14 protein-coding genes and 3 pseudogenes are annotated in these 17,582 nt (G+C 34.6%); 5 read left to right on the top strand and 12 right to left on the bottom strand.

All coding sequences use genetic code 11. The features are described 5' to 3' along the window. Positions 1-44: 44 nt before the first annotated feature. The 4 genes and pseudogenes from wTKK_RS04605 to wTKK_RS04590 all read right to left on the bottom strand — a co-directional run. Positions 45-275, bottom strand: a pseudogene (locus wTKK_RS04605) (cell division protein FtsZ); the annotation flags it as partial. A 155-nt stretch (positions 276-430) separates the two neighbouring features. Then, entirely contained in the window at positions 431-922 is a 492-nt protein-coding gene (locus wTKK_RS04600; protein WP_407512406.1) for a hypothetical protein, read from the bottom strand. 77 nt (positions 923-999) lie between these two features. Then, positions 1,000-1,158: a magnesium chelatase subunit ChlI family protein gene (locus wTKK_RS04595; RefSeq protein WP_407512404.1), complete on the bottom strand. Its 159-nt coding sequence runs from the start codon at positions 1,156-1,158 to the stop codon at positions 1,000-1,002. Positions 1,159-1,160: 2 nt separating this feature from the next. Next, positions 1,161-1,379, bottom strand: a complete 219-nt coding sequence (locus wTKK_RS04590; RefSeq protein ID WP_407512403.1) for a magnesium chelatase subunit ChlI family protein — start codon at positions 1,377-1,379, stop codon at positions 1,161-1,163. Between the two features lie 88 nt (positions 1,380-1,467). Between wTKK_RS04590 and wTKK_RS04585 the strand changes: the two are divergent. The 4 genes and pseudogenes from wTKK_RS04585 to wTKK_RS04570 all read left to right on the top strand — a co-directional run. After that, positions 1,468-2,241 (top strand): annotated as a pseudogene (locus tag wTKK_RS04585) (helix-turn-helix domain-containing protein); the annotation flags it as partial. 178 nt (positions 2,242-2,419) lie between these two features. Continuing rightward, positions 2,420-2,920, top strand: a complete 501-nt coding sequence (gene nuoE / locus wTKK_RS04580) for an NADH-quinone oxidoreductase subunit NuoE (RefSeq protein WP_407512401.1) — start codon at positions 2,420-2,422, stop codon at positions 2,918-2,920. Beyond that, positions 2,921-4,132 (top strand): tRNA guanosine(34) transglycosylase Tgt, encoded by a 1,212-nt coding sequence (gene tgt / locus wTKK_RS04575; RefSeq protein ID WP_407512399.1) that lies wholly within the window; start codon positions 2,921-2,923, stop codon positions 4,130-4,132. A 103-nt stretch (positions 4,133-4,235) separates the two neighbouring features. Then, entirely contained in the window at positions 4,236-4,553 is a 318-nt protein-coding gene (locus wTKK_RS04570; RefSeq protein ID WP_407512397.1) for a WD_0736 family protein, read from the top strand. Here wTKK_RS04570 and wTKK_RS04565 read toward each other — a convergent pair. Both wTKK_RS04565 and wTKK_RS04560 read right to left on the bottom strand, forming a co-directional pair. Beyond that, entirely contained in the window at positions 4,550-5,824 is a 1,275-nt protein-coding gene (locus wTKK_RS04565; RefSeq protein ID WP_407512395.1) for a M16 family metallopeptidase, read from the bottom strand. The genes wTKK_RS04570 and wTKK_RS04565 overlap by 4 nt on opposite strands. Position 5,825: 1 nt before the next feature. Further along, positions 5,826-6,434, bottom strand: coding sequence for a superoxide dismutase (locus tag wTKK_RS04560; RefSeq protein WP_407512394.1), 609 nt, complete (start codon positions 6,432-6,434; stop codon positions 5,826-5,828). A gap of 137 nt (positions 6,435-6,571) precedes the next feature. Here wTKK_RS04560 and wTKK_RS06280 point away from each other — a divergent pair. Further along, positions 6,572-7,057, top strand: a pseudogene (locus tag wTKK_RS06280) (hypothetical protein). A 303-nt stretch (positions 7,058-7,360) separates the two neighbouring features. On the opposite strand, the gene wTKK_RS04550 reads toward wTKK_RS06280, so the two are convergent. The 6 genes from wTKK_RS04550 to wTKK_RS04525 form a co-directional block, all read right to left on the bottom strand. Further along, on the bottom strand, positions 7,361-7,678 hold the full coding sequence (locus wTKK_RS04550) for a hypothetical protein (RefSeq protein ID WP_407512391.1): 318 nt from the start codon (positions 7,676-7,678) through the stop codon (positions 7,361-7,363). Between the two features lie 88 nt (positions 7,679-7,766). Continuing rightward, positions 7,767-8,315: a 16S rRNA (guanine(966)-N(2))-methyltransferase RsmD gene (rsmD, locus tag wTKK_RS04545; protein WP_068652427.1), complete on the bottom strand. Its 549-nt coding sequence runs from the start codon at positions 8,313-8,315 to the stop codon at positions 7,767-7,769. Positions 8,316-8,419: 104 nt separating this feature from the next. Beyond that, complete coding sequence (locus tag wTKK_RS04540) at positions 8,420-9,049, bottom strand: WD_0853 family protein (protein WP_407512389.1); 630 nt, start codon at positions 9,047-9,049, stop codon at positions 8,420-8,422. Continuing rightward, the gene (locus wTKK_RS04535) at positions 9,033-12,275 is read right to left on the bottom strand and encodes a TrbL/VirB6 family protein (RefSeq protein ID WP_407512388.1); all 3,243 of its coding nucleotides are present in this window, start codon (positions 12,273-12,275) and stop codon (positions 9,033-9,035) included. Before wTKK_RS04535 ends, wTKK_RS04540 begins: the two co-directional genes overlap by 17 nt. Before the next feature lie 81 nt (positions 12,276-12,356). Beyond that, positions 12,357-15,230, bottom strand: coding sequence for a TrbL/VirB6 family protein (locus wTKK_RS04530; protein ID WP_407512387.1), 2,874 nt, complete (start codon positions 15,228-15,230; stop codon positions 12,357-12,359). Then, on the bottom strand, positions 15,227-17,569 hold the full coding sequence (locus tag wTKK_RS04525; RefSeq protein ID WP_407512386.1) for a TrbL/VirB6 family protein: 2,343 nt from the start codon (positions 17,567-17,569) through the stop codon (positions 15,227-15,229). The genes wTKK_RS04530 and wTKK_RS04525 overlap by 4 nt, the downstream gene beginning before the upstream one ends. Between the last annotated feature and the right edge of the window lie 13 nt (positions 17,570-17,582).

The following is a 17,582-nucleotide window of genomic DNA, read 5'->3' as shown; positions in this document are numbered from 1 at the left end:
AGGAGTGTCAGACATGAGTACAACACAAGAAAAAATACTAGAACCAAAGCGCCGGCGCCAAGGCCCTTAGTTAAGTTAATACCAAGCTGAATTTTTTTATCACATAATGACTTCTCTAACGCTTGAGCATCGGTATTTGCTACAATAAAATTTACTCCTTGTAAATTGGATTGAATCATGTTGTTCACAGCATTTCCGCCAGCACCACCCACTCCCACAACGGTAATCCTTGGGTGTAATATAGGTAGATCTGGTAGACTAAGGTCAATTGACATTTAAACTTTACTCAAATATTAGTGAATTCACTTTGTTAACATTACTAATCAGTAGGTATAATAATCGCAGGCCTTCAAACAGCACTACTTAGAATGCAAAAAAAAAATTGTAGAAAAGGGACAAAAATCTATCCCTTTTACTTTGTTGAAGTCACCTATTTCGCTGGTTGTTGAGCTAATCCCACTACTACCGCAACTTCATTCAAGAGCGTTGATGCATCATTATCTTTTAACTTAATATTGCCATCTTCCATTGCAAGTTTATCACCATCTTTTTCACACTTATTGAGTACTTCTTTTACTGCATCAATTTGACTTGCCTTATTACTGTTTTTATATACATACATAGGCGCAGTTATTAAAGCTGCTGCTGCAGCAAGAACTACCAAACTAGCAATGAGTGGATGAGCAACTGCAAATACAGACATTGCAGTAATCGCAGGACTAACAAGTGCTGCAGCTTTTGTTCCAACTGTACAAACAAAAGTTGCATAAGCTGGACTTAAGAAATAAGCAGCCGTAAGCGAAGCTACTGTCGCAATTGCTACAAAAGTAGCAGCCGTCCTATACGGATGTTTTGCTACAAAACCATAACCCTTATCACAAACTTCTCCAACTTTACCTTTGATTGTTTCTACTATCGGCATAATTCTACTCCTAAAATATTAAAACTTCACTAATGGCAGTATATGGTAAAAAAAAGTTTTCTGTCAAGCAGATCAATTTATTTATACATTCTTATTCTGTAATTCAGCACTTCTGCAATGTGTGCTTTCTTTACCTCTTCACTTTTTACAAGATCTGCAATGGTTCTTGCGACTCTTAATACGAGTGTGTAGCCTAGATTAGAAATATAATTTTCTTTCAATGCGTATTTTAGCAATTCTACCCTTCCTGATCTGGTTCAGTGAATTTATTTAATGCTTTACCACTGACTTCTGCATTGCAACTAATATTAAATTTACTATAACGCTCAGTTTGAATTTTTCTCGCTGCTATCACCCTTCCTCTTATAACCTCGGTACTTTCTCCCTCCACAGGGATTTCAGGAGAAAGTATGCTAACGTTTGGCATTTCAATGCATATGTCTATTCTATCAAGCAAGGGCCTGATATTTTATTTCTATAATCTGTGCCGCATTTGGAGCTTTGTTGCACGATCTACTTGCATCACCTAAGTAACCGCACCTGCGTTGCTAGAACTTGCAAAGCAATTAGGAAATGTATCCCAAGCATGTAAAGTAATGGGATATTCAAGGGATACATTTTACCGCTTCAAAGAGCTATATGAAACAGGAGGGGAAAAGCATTATATGAGATAAACAAAAGCAAACCATTACTTACCAATAGAGTACCAAAGGATACAAAAGAAGCAGTAGTTAAAATAGCAGTAGAGTTTCCAGCATATGGACAAGAAAGAGCAGCTAATGAATTAAAGAAAAAAGGAATTCTAATATCTGCTAGTGGTATAAGGTCAATATGGCAAAGAAACGATCTCGAAAATTTTAAAAAGAGATTGAAAGCCCTGGAAGCAAAGGTGGTCCAAGACGGTATAATTTTAACGGAGGAGCAAGTTGCTGCTTTAGAAAAAAACTAGGGAACAAAAAGAAGCCAATGGCGAAATTGAGACACAACACCCTGGATACTTAGGTAGTCAAGATACCTATTATGTAGGCAATATCAAAGGTATTCGAAGAATTTATCAACAAACTTTTATTGACACCTACTCTAGAGTGGCCTTCGCTAAGCTTTATACGGAGAAAACTGCTATCACAGCTGCAGATCTTCTCAATGATAGAGTTATACCATTTTTTGATGAACAGAAAGTTCCATTGCTACGCATTTTAACTGATCGTGGTACAGAGTATTGTGGTAAACCAGGTAGTCATGCGTACCTGTTATATTTGGGAGTAGAAAATATTGATCATTCTAGAACCAAAGCTTATTCTCCACAAACTAATGGTATAAGAAATTAATACCTTTATAATCTGTAAAGCGAAATATGGAAAATGAGTAGCAGTAAAGAATTCACAAATTGAATGCACCCACTCTACAAATATAATATTGTAGAGCTCAAAAAAACCAACAATTGCAATTGTTGACTCTTCAAGTATAATTTGTTGAGATTTACACGAACCTTATTAGATGAAAGAGAAAGAAGAACAGTTTAGTTTTACATCAGACAACCTCAGAAAAGCGAAAAAGTCTATAGAGATGTATCCTAAAGGTAGAGAAGGTAGTGCCGTCATGCCTTTACTATACCTGGTTCAAGAACAATGCGGATGGGTTCCTGAATCTGCCATGCGCTACGTTGCTAACATGCTTCATATTCCACATATTCGTGTATATGAAGTGGCAAATTTTTACACCATGTACAATTTAAAACCAGTAGGTAAATATCTCATACAAATTTGTAGAACAACTCCTTGCTGGTTGTGCAATAGTGAAGAAGTGTTAAATACCTTTAAAAAGAAACTAGGAATCAATATCGGTAAAACTACTAAAGATAATCTATTCACTTTAAAGGAAGTTGAATGTCTTGGTGCATGCGTTAATGCCCCTGTTGTGCAGATCAATAATGACTTTTATGAAAACCTCACTCCTGAAAAAGTGGAAAATATCATAGCAGAGCTTTCAAGCAAATAGATGGAAAAGTTTTTGTTTAGGATAACCAAGCAATCAGGTTCTGCAAGAGTTGGCACAATTAAAACTCCAAATGGAAACATAGAAACACCAGCATTTATATTTTGTGCAACCAAAGCTGCCATTAAAGCTGCAGATATAGAAAGAATCAGAGAAGTAGGTACTCAGATAATACTTTCCAACACTTATCACCTAATGCTTCAACCTGGAGAGGATACTGTGGCAAAACTTGGTGGCTTGCACAAGATGATGGGATGGAGTGGACCAATGCTCACTGATTCTGGTGGATACCAGATATTTAGTTTAGGACACGGGTCAGTTTCGGAAGAAATAAAGGGAATAAGACAGAAGCAAAAAACTCTGATCAAAATTAACGAAGATGGGGCAATTTTTCGTTCTTACATAAATGGTAAAACTTATTGCCTAACTCCTGAAAAGTCTATACAAATTCAACAAAAATTAGGTGCAGATTTAATCCTAGTTTTAGATGAATGTACTCCATTCCATGTCAGTAAAGAATACACAAGAAAATCAATGCTCATGAGCCATAGATGGGCTGAACGTTCTTTAAATGAGTTTGAAAAAAGTAATGATGGCAAACAGGCGCTGTATGGAATTAGCCAAGGCGGAGTGTATCAAGATTTACGTGGGGAAAGTTGTGACTTTATCAACAATTTGCCATTTTTTGGTCAAGCAATAGGTGGATCGCTTGGTCAGAGTAAAGAGCAGATGTATGACGTAGTTTACCTTACTATGAAACGTTTAAAAAAAGAGAAGCCTACTCATTTGCTTGGTATTGGTGGAATTATGGACATTTTTCGTGGAGTAGAGCTTGGTGTTGACACATTTGATTGTGTGCATCCAACTCGCCTCGCAAGACATGGTGGCGCACTTGTTAAAGTAAAAAACAGAGATTCTATTTCTTCAAAGTGTAAAGAGCATATTAATTTGCGAAATCAACGATTCGAACTAGATGATAACCCAATTGAAAATGACTGTTTGTGCTTTACTTGCAGAAAACATTCAAGAGCCTATATACACCATTTACTAAAAGCGAAGGAATTGCTGGCTTACACACTCGTTACCATTCACAATGTTTTCTTCATGAATAAGTTGATGGAATCAATAAGACAAGCAATATTGAATGATAGGCTAGATCAGGAAAAAAACAATTGGATTAGTGAAATACCGCTGCATTGTGAATTATATACCTAGTTCATATTGTGTGCATGTGCGTTGCATTTTTTAATCTTCTTTAAAAACTTGACAGTACCGTATATATAAGGGTAGACTGGGGATATAATTTTGTTGGGCATTTATGATTAAGAATAAAGAAAAACATCAAATGGCGTTTTGCGTTTCGGCCTTTACACTCTTAGCTGGTTTATCATTGATCGCAACTGGAATTGCAGCAGCTACTGTACCTGCTATAGCTTCTTGTTTAGTGACAGGAGGAATTTTAACTGCCTTGTCTATTATGCAATCAGTAGAAAGCTATTTATTTTTACAAAACAGCGAAAAAATTTTCAATAAAATGATTGGTGGTATACGCGATGAACCAGAAAGGAAAATTTTTATAGAAAGGATTTTGCAACCATTCATTGGACTTTTTAGTGAGTATAAGCAACATAACTAAAGTACACTAAGCATAGAAACCACTTTATCGTAACTTGGCAGCGGATTAATTTCTCCAATTGCAGCTAAAGTAATTCTTTCATGCTGAGATAGCAATTCTTCTGCTGCTTTTTTTATATCGTAAATAGTAACAGCACTAATTTTTTCTATTAATTCGTTTTTACTGATGTATTTATTATAGTTACCGTAGTAGTGTCCTAACTTTTCAGCACGCGAGCTAACACTTTCGCGTGACATTAAAATTTGAGATTTTACTCGTTCTTTTACTCTATTTACTTCTTCTTCTTTTAAATCATCTGTAGACAATTTCTTCAACTCTGTCGTTATAGCTTTCAAAAGCTTATCTAGATTACTGCTATCTGTACCAGCAAAAATCGAAAGCATTCCTGTATCAGCACAGCTAGAGTTGAATGAGTAAATGGAATAAGCAAGCCCCCGCTTTTCTCTTACTTCCTGAAGCAGGCGTGATGACATACCACTTCCCAGTATGGCATCAAGAACTTTGAATGTGTGATATCTGTTATCATCACGAGAAACACTAGGTAGACCAATTAATAAATGTACTTGATCTAATTTACGATGTTCTAAATACTCACCACCGGTATAACTTGCATTCTCGCTTTTTTTCAGCTCTTTTGAATGAACCTTTGAGAGAAAGTCTTTGATTAATTGAACAACTTCCTCATGTTCAACATTTCCTGCAACAGCAAATATAATGTTCTCGCCGAAGTAATGCTCATTTATATAGTTATCTAGATTAGCTCGAGTAAAAGATTTGACAGTATCTTGCGTGCCCAAGATTGATCTACCAAATGGTTGATCTTTATAAGCTGCTTCAAAATACTTATCAAAAATGATATCGCTCGGTGAATCATTAGTTTGAAAAATCTCTTGTATTACAACACTCTTTTCGCGTTCCAATTCATCCTCTGGAAATGTAGAATTCATTAATATATCTATTAATATATCAATGCCAGTATTTATATCTTTTTTAAGAACCTTTGCGTAGTAACTTGTACTTTCTCTACCGGTGCAAGCATTGAAAGCTCCACCTATGTCGTCAAAAGCTTTTGCAATTTCAAAAGCAGTTCTTGTCTTTGTTCCTTTGAAAGCCATGTGCTCTAGGAAATGAGATATTCCATTTTGACTTGCACTTTCAGCTCTACTGCCAACACCAACTCGTATATTTAAAGCTACGGAATCAACTTCATGCACTCGCTCAGTTATTATGCGTAGACCATTATCTAGTTTTGTTACTTGTGGTATATTCATCTTATATATTCTTCTTTAAATTCTCTTCTACAAAATCCCAATTGATCAAATGATCAAGAAAAACTTTTATGTAGTCAATTCTGCGATTTTGGCAATCCAAATAGTATGCATGTTCCCATACATCCATAGTAAGTAGTGGCACCTGGCCATAAATTAGCGGTAGATCCGCATTTGGAGTTTTAGTGATTTTGAGTTTTCCTTTTTCAAGCACTAACCACACCCATCCACTACCAAACTGGCTTACTCCATAATGTGAAAATTCTTCACAAAATTTGTCAAAGCCACCAACGTCATCTTGAATTTTTTTTGCTAGCAGACTATCATCTTTAGGTTTACCACCACCATTTTTTTTCATTGAATTCCAATAAAAAGTGTGATTCCAAACTTGTGCTGCATTGTTAAAAATAGGAACTGTATTATTGTTTCCATGAACCTTCGTTACTAATTCCTCAATTTGCATATGTTGATAATCTGTGTTTTCAACCAGTTCGTTGAGTTTATTTAAGTATCCCTTATGGTGCTTATCATAATGAAAATCTAATGTCTTTACAGATATATAAGGCTCTAAAGCTGTTTTATCGTACGGCAACCCAGGTAAAGTAAAACTCATGCTGACCTCTTTATTTTTCATGGTATGGTAATATGTGCTTTTGCGCAACAGATAATTTAGTTAGGTAGTGATTGCATTTATTCTAAAACAAGCGATACTAGCAAGATAATTATGTTTCTATTTTGTAGGGGTAATATTTGAGTTCATATAGTAATTTTAAGAAATATGTTAAATTCGGAGATGTTCCTACCAAAAGCGTTCGAGGTAAAGAAGTTCCACAAAATAATTTCTATAAATCCGTTCATTATATTAATAGTATTATTGGGCAAGTGAAGAATGTAGCTCTTGGTAGTTACAAAAAAAAAATTCCCACGATTTGATTATTACTTTTGCGTTAGCTAGTGTCATTCTGCAACCTTTATATCTAGCGTTAGCGTATTTGTCATACTGGCCAGCAAAGGTTAGCGAAAGTAACATATAGTTATGATCTTAAGTGCAATACAAGATCATTGATAGATTATTCATCTATGTTATCAAACAAGGCACGGAATCACAGTGATACACTAGCTATATTTGTTAACGCAGTTTTGAGTTATGCTGTTAGTGCTGTCATTTGGGCTGCTGCGCTTGTTATTACACCACTAGTTTGGACTATTGATAAAGTAGCAAGTTTTTCAAAATAGATATCCTACCAAGTACATGTGAAACCATTGTATCCGTGTGGCAAAATAAAGTAGACGAGATAAAGACACCTATAGAAGCAAGAGGATGTCATGCCAGTGCGTGACACTGGCATCCCGATAGAATGTTGAACATTTTTTTTGCCTTTCGAGAGCGAGTTCTTGCAACCGAAACACTACATGCACGTTATCATCATCAATTTCAATGCGTTGAACTAATTTTCTTATTATCTCAAGTTTAGTTTCCCAATCTGCCTGATTAAGCTCTCTCAAAGGAAAAACTTTCTACACTGTTTGTGATAAAATCTAATTCTCTCTGTAGCCTCTTTTCATCGATAGCTTCTTCCCTTTGATCTCTGATTCCTTTAACTCCTTTTCCATACTCTCAACTTCTAAGTCATACTTTTCCTTCGTTATATGACCCCTTGCATATACATAAGCTAATCTTTCTATACCTTGTTCTATTTTATCTGCACGTTTTTCAATCTCATCCTTTGCCTGCTTATTTTCATATTTTAAAAGTCTAACCTTTGTCATCGCCTCTGGTTCTTTGAGTACCATCTTCATTTCTTTCCATACTGCTTCTTCTAGTATATCAACTCGTATTGATTTGCTGTTACACACCCTATTCCCACAAAAACGAATTGTTTTTTTTCTTTCAGTCCTCGGAAAAATCTTATTTAGCTTAGCTATAGATGTTTACAAAAGAAATTCAAGTAAGTGAAGAAAGAAAAATTATTTTTGCAATACCGTAGGTACGCTCCACAACTATATTGAAGTTTTTATTGCACTCAAAACCTTCATTTTTCCTCATTTCTAGAATTATTAACGCATTATCATTTAACCAGCCTGAGTGAGCTAACTCGTCTAAAGTTGAGTTAACCAGATTGATATTATAAGGTGGGTCCATAAAAACTATATCGCACTTTGAAATAGGTCTTGGTAATCCGTTAGCATTGCAACAAATTAACGTGATATCGTTCGTAATTCCAAGATCTTCTGCTGTTTTTTTAGGCAGTTGCAAATTGTAATAATCTGAATCTACCATGAATGCATGTTTAGCACCTCGAGAAAGTGCTTCAAATGAAAAAGAGCCACTTCCGCAGAATAAATCAAGTACATTTAGGTTATAAATAGGTTTTCTTGAAGAAAGTATACTAAATATTGCTTCTCGGACACTACTCATAGTGGGACGTGCAGATAAATTCTTGCCTGTAGTTATTTTTCTTCCACGATATTTACCCGCAATAACACGTAACATATAAAACAAGTTCGAAGTTAACTAATTATTTATAATAGACATTTAATGTCAACATAGCTTCAGCAGTCTAATAGAAAGAAGGTTGCTTGTGAAGGAACGCAAGATCAACCGCTTTTCTTTGATTTATTTTCTATACTGATTGCACGACCAATCTCGTCTTGTAAATCATCATGGTTGTTTTTTTCATCATGACCCATCCCTTCAATTCTACTTTCTAACTCCAACTTAATTAAAGTATTGATTTTCTCTATACTATCGAGGAAATTGTGACACTCTTCATCACTATATTCCTCACCGGATGCTTTTTTTTCTATAAATAGACTTTTTAACCCTATTAGATCAGAACTCTGATCGGCATTCAACACAATACTTCTCTCTATAAAACTAAGATCTGATAGTAACAAACTAACCTCTAATAGATCTTCACTTTCAATGTTTGCAAGATTATCAAGATCGTCTAAAATAGAGAACATCTTAAGCTCCTTCTGTGCAATTTCTTTGTCTTCTTTGTCAAATTCTGACGATAGCCCTTTATCATTTATAAGTCTCTCATTCAGAGCTTTATTTAGCTTTGAAAAACTAACATCACCTTGCTTAGTGCTATCTAGTAACAAATCCACCCTCGCTCTGCGCGCATTTAAAACATCATTGTAATCGTTTAAATTGATATTACCATCTTCGTCTTGCTGAAGACCATAATAACCTAGCCCTTTGAAATTACGATTCTTCATCATTCTCTATGTTCTCATTCCTTTCATTATCTTGACGCTCTCTATCTTCTCCGGCACGTATAGCTTCTGTAGTGTTTTTTAGGGTTTCTGGTTCCGTACCTAATTTTCGATTTGATTGATTAGGCTTATTTTCTTTTGATGATTCATCTTCTTCTGGTTCTCTCTTGCGGCCAATAGTGTAGTCATGAAGCTTCTCAAGAAATTCCCGTCTATATGTTTTTGCTCTATAGAGTAGATTATGCTGGTAACCATCCTTTTCTCCTGTAGCAGGGTTAATTCCTATAGAGTCGAGACCATGTTTCCAAGTAAACTTCATAGCATCTTCTATTGTATAGCCCAAATGTGATCCTACATATCCTTTATAATATTCTAAATATTTATCAATTCTTCTACGTGCAATATCTTCTTTATCAATTCCAAACGCCCTGTAGATTTTTTCCTCAAGCTTATCAACATCATTTTTAGGTGATGTTGCAAATTTTGTTGCTTCAATAGTAGCACCTACAAGCTTACGTGGCACATTAATAGCATATTTCAGCACACCCCCAACTCCTGGTATTCTATCTAGCAAATTAGCTGTACCTCCAGCTAATCTGTCCGGTACATGAGTAGCCCAATCACCTAAAGACTCTAACCCTCCACCAATTTTATCTTGCATCTGTTGTTTTAATCCCTGCATTAAACCAGTCACAGGTGATGCTTGATACATACTAGATATATTGTAAACACCAAACCCACCACCGGCAATGCTTGAGCCCATCTGTTGTACAAACTCCTTCAAAGAAAACATCAAAAACGAAAGCAAGAACAATACAAAGATCTCTCCTGCGTTGATTAAATAACCTCTCTGTATGTCTTGCACCCTTTGGTAATCACTATTTTCTTTATAATTTTTGCAATCCTCACAACCTTTAGATTTCTGACAGTATTCACTGTTGGGATCCTTATATAAATCATGAAGTTTCAGTATTCTACAACCTTGTTTTTTTATCTCACTCCGCACTAAAGATCTTATTTCATTAATTATCTCCCTATAACTATAGCATTTATTTATATCTTGACAGTAGCGTTTTATTATTTCACTAACACCACCTATCCTTTTCTCTATATTGTTGATCAGTAATATAATGTCTGCCCTCTCTGATGCATGAGATAAACTATTTGTTAAGCGTACTATATCTTTTGCACTACAGCCATTACTAACTATAATATCACTTTCCGCAATATAGTGCTCTGCTGGATTATCTTTAGTTCCAGGAATTGGATTAAAGAAAGGATAATCTATATAACGAAAACCTTTATTAATGTAATCTGGTGGAAGAGGGATATATCCAGCGCCACCAGTAAACTTTACTGTACCACCTACTCTGCTTAGTTTTTCTATACCTTCTATATTCTTATCTACGTTCAATGGAGAAGCCTCTCCAATAGCATAAGGTACAAAAATTTGCCCTGGAGTCCAGCTAAAGTATTCTTTATCAATTATACAAAAACCACCAAATACCCATTTTGGAGCACATAACTTTATTTCGAGCCATTTATTATAGCACACAGTAAAGCCTAACTGTTTATAAAAGGTATTCATTATCATCGCACCAAGTAATGACAGCAGGGTAAATATCATAATTGATTGCAAACAGAAACTAATACAGAATTTTATCCAACCCTCAAATAAACTTTTCAGTGGTGAAAATAAAATAGAGATTAGGAATAGCGGCATTATAGCTACAAGAAAAGCTATACCCATAAAACCAGAAAGGAATATTATGTAAGCATACATACACAGCAGGAAATATAAGACAATCCCTATAAAAATAGCCGGTATCATAAGGAGACTTGCCCACATTTGATAATGTAAAAATGCTGCAAACTTTTTCCAAACAGAGTAAGCAAAAAACTTATTAAACATATCCTCGATGAAGCTAAACAATTTAGCTTCATTTCCTTGAGCAACGTTTGAACTACCTCCGGTGTTCATGTTGGGAGCAAAATTAGTAATTATGCTTATCAATTGTTCAAGACCTTTAACAAATAAAACAAGAAAATGATCATAGAAAAATCTAAAACTTCCAGGAGATATAAGCACTATTACTAGGGTGATTTTCATCATTCTGATGAGCATATCATGCTTAGTTTCTCTTATCATTCCAAAAAGATAAAGAAGCGATGAAATCACTATAAATAGAACAAGCAAGGAAAGAACAAAATTGTGAAAGCTCGTACTTTTTTCAGCTATATTTTGAAACATCGCTTGTGCAGCTGCAGGATCATTGCTATCAAAATGCTTTTTACAATTTTCGTTAATCAACAATACACATTTTAGATAGTTATAAATGTAATCAAAAAATCCAAAGTTACTTGGTTTCTGCACTCCGCTCAAAAATTCAAAAGAGTAGCCACCTGCATTATCTAGATAATATCTATCTAATATCTTTACATATATTTTCCATCCTTTTTCTAACCTCACCGTATTACAATTCCTGTCCTGTAATGTGGTGTTATCTCTGTCTAAAGTAAAAAGCCCACTTCCATCTTCCGCTACGGAATTGTAACCTAGATGTACAGTAGGAGACTCAGGGTTACGCATGGATTTTAAATTTTCGTTAGGACTAGAATCGCTAGTCCTTTTAAATAAAAGATAAGCACCATGTCCGTTAGTAAACCAACATGGAACACCGCGTTTTTCTCTGTTATCATCTTCACTAATACACTTGCAATTTACAGTACAACTTGCATGAGGATTACTTGAAATTTTTTGTGTACTAGATTTGTAATCATTACAAATTAATCGAAAGTCAGGCAAACTATTATCGCCTTGTTTACCTTCAAACTTAGTCGCATATTTTAGCTGTTCCAAGCTTTGCAAACCATAACTACCTTTAGATTCTTTCTGATTATTATTACTCCAAGATGTCCATGCACCATTTACTCGTACTACTAAACTATCTCCATTGGTTTCAAATCCAGTATCTTTCCACTTCACCACTTGATTAGGGTGAAAACCATAATTGACTTTACCAGTATCATAGTCAATAATTTCCTGATCTTCGGGAACAAAGGCATCGTGATCTCTCGAAAAATGAGCACCAACTGCAACCGGTTCGGGACCAAAATAATCAGCAGATATACATCTTGGAAAAGGCATATCATTCTTACTACAACCTGTAAACAGTACACAGATTACCAAAATTAATAACCTAAACCAACATTTGCCTAAGCGTGATTGCATACCTAAACTTTTCCCAATACAGAATAAATTTCTAAAACCTTACTTCAAATATCTTTTTAATTAGTTACTAAATATATCTCATCAATCTTCCTTGACTTGTCCTTTTGTTTTATCAGAATCCTTTTGCTTATCTGGCTGGCTTAGTGTTTCATATTTGCTCATTTCTCTGCCAGTACTCGCTTTCCCATCTGCTTGCTTTGGTGTATCAGGCAATTTAGCTTCAATTTTGCTACGATCTTTACTCATTCCCTGCTTGATGTTATGTATCATATTTTGGGTTCTATCATCAAGGCCAACAGTTGACAGCATAGCTTGTGATGCGCTCCTAGAAATATGACTAACACTTTGAGCAACTCCATAACCAGAGCTGAACAACGACTGCGCCATAGTTTCTGATATAGAAACAAAAGCTTCCATTGCACTAGCAACGATGAGATATATAAATGCCTGAATTAGATCTATAGGTAATGCTGCAAAGTGCCCATCAGCCCTTTCTCCAGTACTGAGCGCAACATCAACAGTAGTACCAGGATTATACCCAAGAGGTAATATTGATTTTATAAGACACAGATCATACGATAAAAAATTTACACTAATTAAGCATTGATAGCATGCAGAAAAATTTGTGAGGTTGTATAGAACTGAATACATTAACTGGTTTAAAAGAGACAAGGATGAAAATAAAATGACTGGTTGAAATGAAACATGAGCCAGCGTTTTTATCCAATTATCAAATAATGTTTTAGTTTGTTGAAATAGAATAAATACGATAAATAAAGGTGCTAATGACAATAAAAATGCCACTAAAACAGTAGATATTACATACTTAAACGTAGCACTAATAATGCATCTTAAAAACACAAAAGTAGCATAAAGTATTGCCAAAAATGCAATAAAGCCAAAAGGTCCTGATAGCATTAAAGACAAAAATTTCAGCCATGTTCCTCCTGTAAATAATACTCCCGCTGTTAAATCTAAGAATGCAAATTTTTTACCTCCTTCTCCTATATAGCCAGAAAAACTATCAACTAAATAAATGCTACCATCAACAAAAAGCCCAGACAAAGTCGTACCAAAGAATTCCCAACTTCTATCACTAAAAGCAAAAGCTATAAATGCTATTTTGAATATTCTTATAATAAAATCGAATTTACTTAATTGTATTGTTCCAAGCATATAGCCAATAACAGTAAATGTAACGTATAGAATAAGCAAAGCTCTTATTCCTTGTAGAAGCCCCTTTCTATATCCTTCATATGGAATTTTAATTCCGTCTTCACCCCCGTCTGTTATGAAATCAAAAATCTTGTTTACAGTTGATGAAATAAAATCGTTTATTTTTCTTTTTAAAAAGAAATTTACTGTGTATTTGTTATCTTCATAATATTTGCCTTCTTTGTCCGTAATATCATCTTTCTTGACGTTTTCTACATTAATACCAAAGTATATCTTTTTAGAATCTTTATCCTTTAAATGACTTCCATCTATTATGTAATAGTCTACATTATCCTCTGTTATTTTATCTAATTCCTTTACTTTTTTGAAATTATTAGTCTCTCGAGCAGATGGATCTTCTGGCGGGCTATCACCCAAGTACATATACAATTTTTTGCCACTATCGAAGTTACATGATCTAGTTACTTCAACATGATATCCACCTCTATGAAGAAAGTAATTGCCATTGCTTGCTATAGCAAGCATTACACTACTACCAGGTTTCACCTTTTTATTTATCTCATAGTCATGATTTAACTTTAAGGAAAAATCCCTAAAATCATTACTTATTTTTGAGCATACTAGGCCATCACTTGTTTCTTTTCTTTTTGGAAAACATTGAACAGTATTCTGATCATCAAGATCGCCAATTTTTGCAACAAGAGCTTCGGCCCAGGAGATATCTCCAGTTTCTTCTTCAATGTTTGATATAAAATCAGTGTTATCTTTATTTTCTTCAATCTTTTTAAGTTTATCTTCAACTCCTTCAAGATGAGAATACATATCACATTTGTTGTTATTATCATAATTTTTGTACCTTACAGAAGAAACACAATTTCCATTAAAATCTATACCTTCTTTAGTATAACATATCTTCTGATAGTAACAATTAAGCTCATAAGAGCCGCACTTGCTTATCTCATTAAAATCACATTTTTTCCCATTACATAATTTATCCAGTCCTATTTTAGTTCGTCGTAAATCTAACAATGCACCATTTATCCATGAATTTTGAATATAATCCTTATTAAAATGTACCTTATTATCATATGGAGTGTAGCCATTACCAACTAGCACTTTTCTTTCTTCTATGTTCTCTTTATTAATCTTAGGAAATTCTACTTTAGTCCTCTTACTACTTTCTCCACAAAAGAACGTTCCTCCATTGAGCATGTCTTTTATTGTAGCTTTGTCTTTTCTATCATTTTCTTCAGCTCTATAGCAATTGTCATCAAAGCTGATACCTTTCCCTTCCGGATTGTCATAATCAATCGTTATCTCTCTGGGAACTAAGCTAAAGCTTAACTTATCACCAGGATTTGCTTTAATTCCAGTATCTACATAACGTCTATTGCTATAGAATTCATTATTTCCAAAGCCTATATCACCACATATTTCTCGTTCATCAAGACTAGCATTATCAATTAAGTTATTACTGTAATTTGGTATTAAATCATTAGCACAAAATACAGCGGGCACGAGTACTCTCTTTGGATTTTTCCCTTCTTTAAGAGGACAAAAATTCACTAACCCACCAAGAGTAAATTTGATTTTTTCATCCTTGCTAATTACTTGATCAGAATCAACCCAATGAATTTTAACTCCTTCGCCAGCTTCACGAACTGGAACATCTATACTGACACTAGTATTTATGCTATGCAGCCCAGGTTCAACACAATCCATTGTGCAGCCATTAATTACAAGACATAGTATTAATAATAATGATTTTCTGCTCATCATTGATTGCCTGTGTTTGTCGGTATCTTAGGTGCTGATCTTTGAGCTGATTGTGGTATTTGAGGTCTTCGACTTGGCGTACCAGATTGCTGACCTGCTCTTCTTTGGATACTTTGTTCATCTAAACCTACTGTTCCCATTAAGCTTTGCTGATATTGCCTTCCTGGTTCGCTTGCCACATAAACACCAAACAACGAATCAGATATTGTTGAAGATGCCTCAACTAAAGCTTTCATAGCATGTCCCAAAATCACAAAAGCCATCATAGCTGTGATGTTAGGTGCATGTTTGGAAGCATAACCATAAATAATACAAGGATTAAAAATCTTTAAGTTAAGATTAAGTATACATGTAGGGCAGACCTCAAAATTAAAGATCGAATACACAATATAATCCATAGCCTGGCTTATTAATGATATAAAAATTAAAAGCACTACCGGATGAATTGCAAATCTTGCTAAATTTTTGACCCAATTGTGAAACATCTGTCTAGTATATCCAAATAGAAGGCAAATAATAAAAAGAGGCGCCAAGGAAAGCAATAATGCAACTATTGCTATAGATGTGATAAAAGAAAATAAGGCGTTAAACATCGATAAGCTCACTGTTATCAAACCCCAAATCACCAAGCAAAACGATACAATACCCAAAGGACCGGAGAATATAAGAGATACTATTAGTAACGCTGAGTTTGCTGATAAAAACCTATTGAGCGGTAAATCAAGAAATTCAAAAACATTTGATGTTGTACCTCTGAAATTTGCTATTTCTATTAACTGTTTTGGAGCATTAACAAAAATAGAAAATGCATTGTTATAAAAAAAACTCCAACTGTTATCGTTCAGCAATTGGGTAATAACTCCTATCTTTACACATATAATTAAAAATTCATATATAGAAGTATGAGACAATCCAAAAAAGTAATAAAGGGTGTATAAAACTATATATAATACTAATAACGACACTATTGTAGATCTGATGGTATTTGTTCTATTTGATGCTACAAAACTTTGATAAAGAGACTTCACAGGGCTAATATCAGAGTGAATCGCGTTAGTGTCTTTGTAGCTAGAACCGAAAAATGCAGTTTTTACTTTTTCATCAAAAAAATTATATATCGCACTAAAAGTTCTTACAGGTGGCTCTTTAGTTGTAAGGTTAATGCTAAAATGACCCTCATTTTTCTTATAATCACAGCCATAATCTCTTATTCCGTAATATATAGTGCCACTCTTGTCCTTTAGCTTTTCTTTTAAGCCTTCCATATATTGAGTATTATAAACTTTGCTAATGTCTACAGGTATATCTCCCTGAATTTCATCGGGCTCACGCTCAAGAAATTCGTCAGAAACGCTTATATATAAGCTTTTTTCTAAATCAGGGATTTTTGTTACTCTTATGTTAAAACCACCCCTGCCCTTACCATCACCCAAACTAAAAGTTAACTCTGGTTTTGGATGGTTACGATCCATCTTATGATCACAGCTAAGACATATACCACCTCCTGGAACGCGTTCAAGTTCCTGATTATCCACGTAAACCTTTAACGTTGTAATGTCAGTTTTTAACCCTTTTACCTTTGATATGCTATCAATAACGTCAGCAACATCAGGGTTACCTTGTGTATTATTGTATTCAGTATATACGCAATTTTTAGTGCCAGCGGCAAAGCTATATTTACACACCCTTCCACAAAGTAAATTTAACATGCGCGTATCTATCTTACTTGCACTGCTCTCTGAAATATTTTTACAGTTTCCATTGACCCCGTCCTGTCTTATATAGTCGACGACATTTCTAGTTTCCTCTATTTCACTTTGATCTAATTCTGAAGACCAGTACTCTTTTCCATTTAACCATTGTCGATTGCCGATTTCATATTTATTAGGACATATTCCACCTTGACACTTCTCTTGATTTAAAATATTTGAAAAATACTCCTTTTCCCCTTCAGCGCAATTTTCTTCAATTTTTTTGTAGGTGACCATGCCATTATTGTTTTTACACATTTTACTTACAACAACACTCAAGCTTATCGCATCGCCAGCTTTAAGCGCAAACGGTAATGTAACGTTTGTTACTCCAGGTCCAATTGCAAAATCTTTATATTGCGAACAAAAATTAACCTTATTAGGTACTATATTAATCTCTGTTACTTTTATTTTATCCGAAATATAGACTCCAGAATCAACCCATTTCTGCTCTGTTGACACTATATCCAATTTCTCACGCAAGCCTGATGGATCTTCTGGCTTAATACACCCGCACCCAGATAATAAAAAGAGTAGCACAAAACTTATGCATAGCTTAACCAAGTTTTGGTTGCTCAAATGTTCAAACATCTGTTACTCACCT

The sequence above is a fragment of the Wolbachia endosymbiont of Trichogramma kaykai genome, from assembly GCF_045765165.1.
Classification (GTDB): Bacteria; Pseudomonadota; Alphaproteobacteria; order Rickettsiales; family Anaplasmataceae; genus Wolbachia.
The sequence above is the reverse complement of the archived record's forward strand: the minus strand, read 5'-3'. Positions and strand labels throughout refer to the sequence as shown.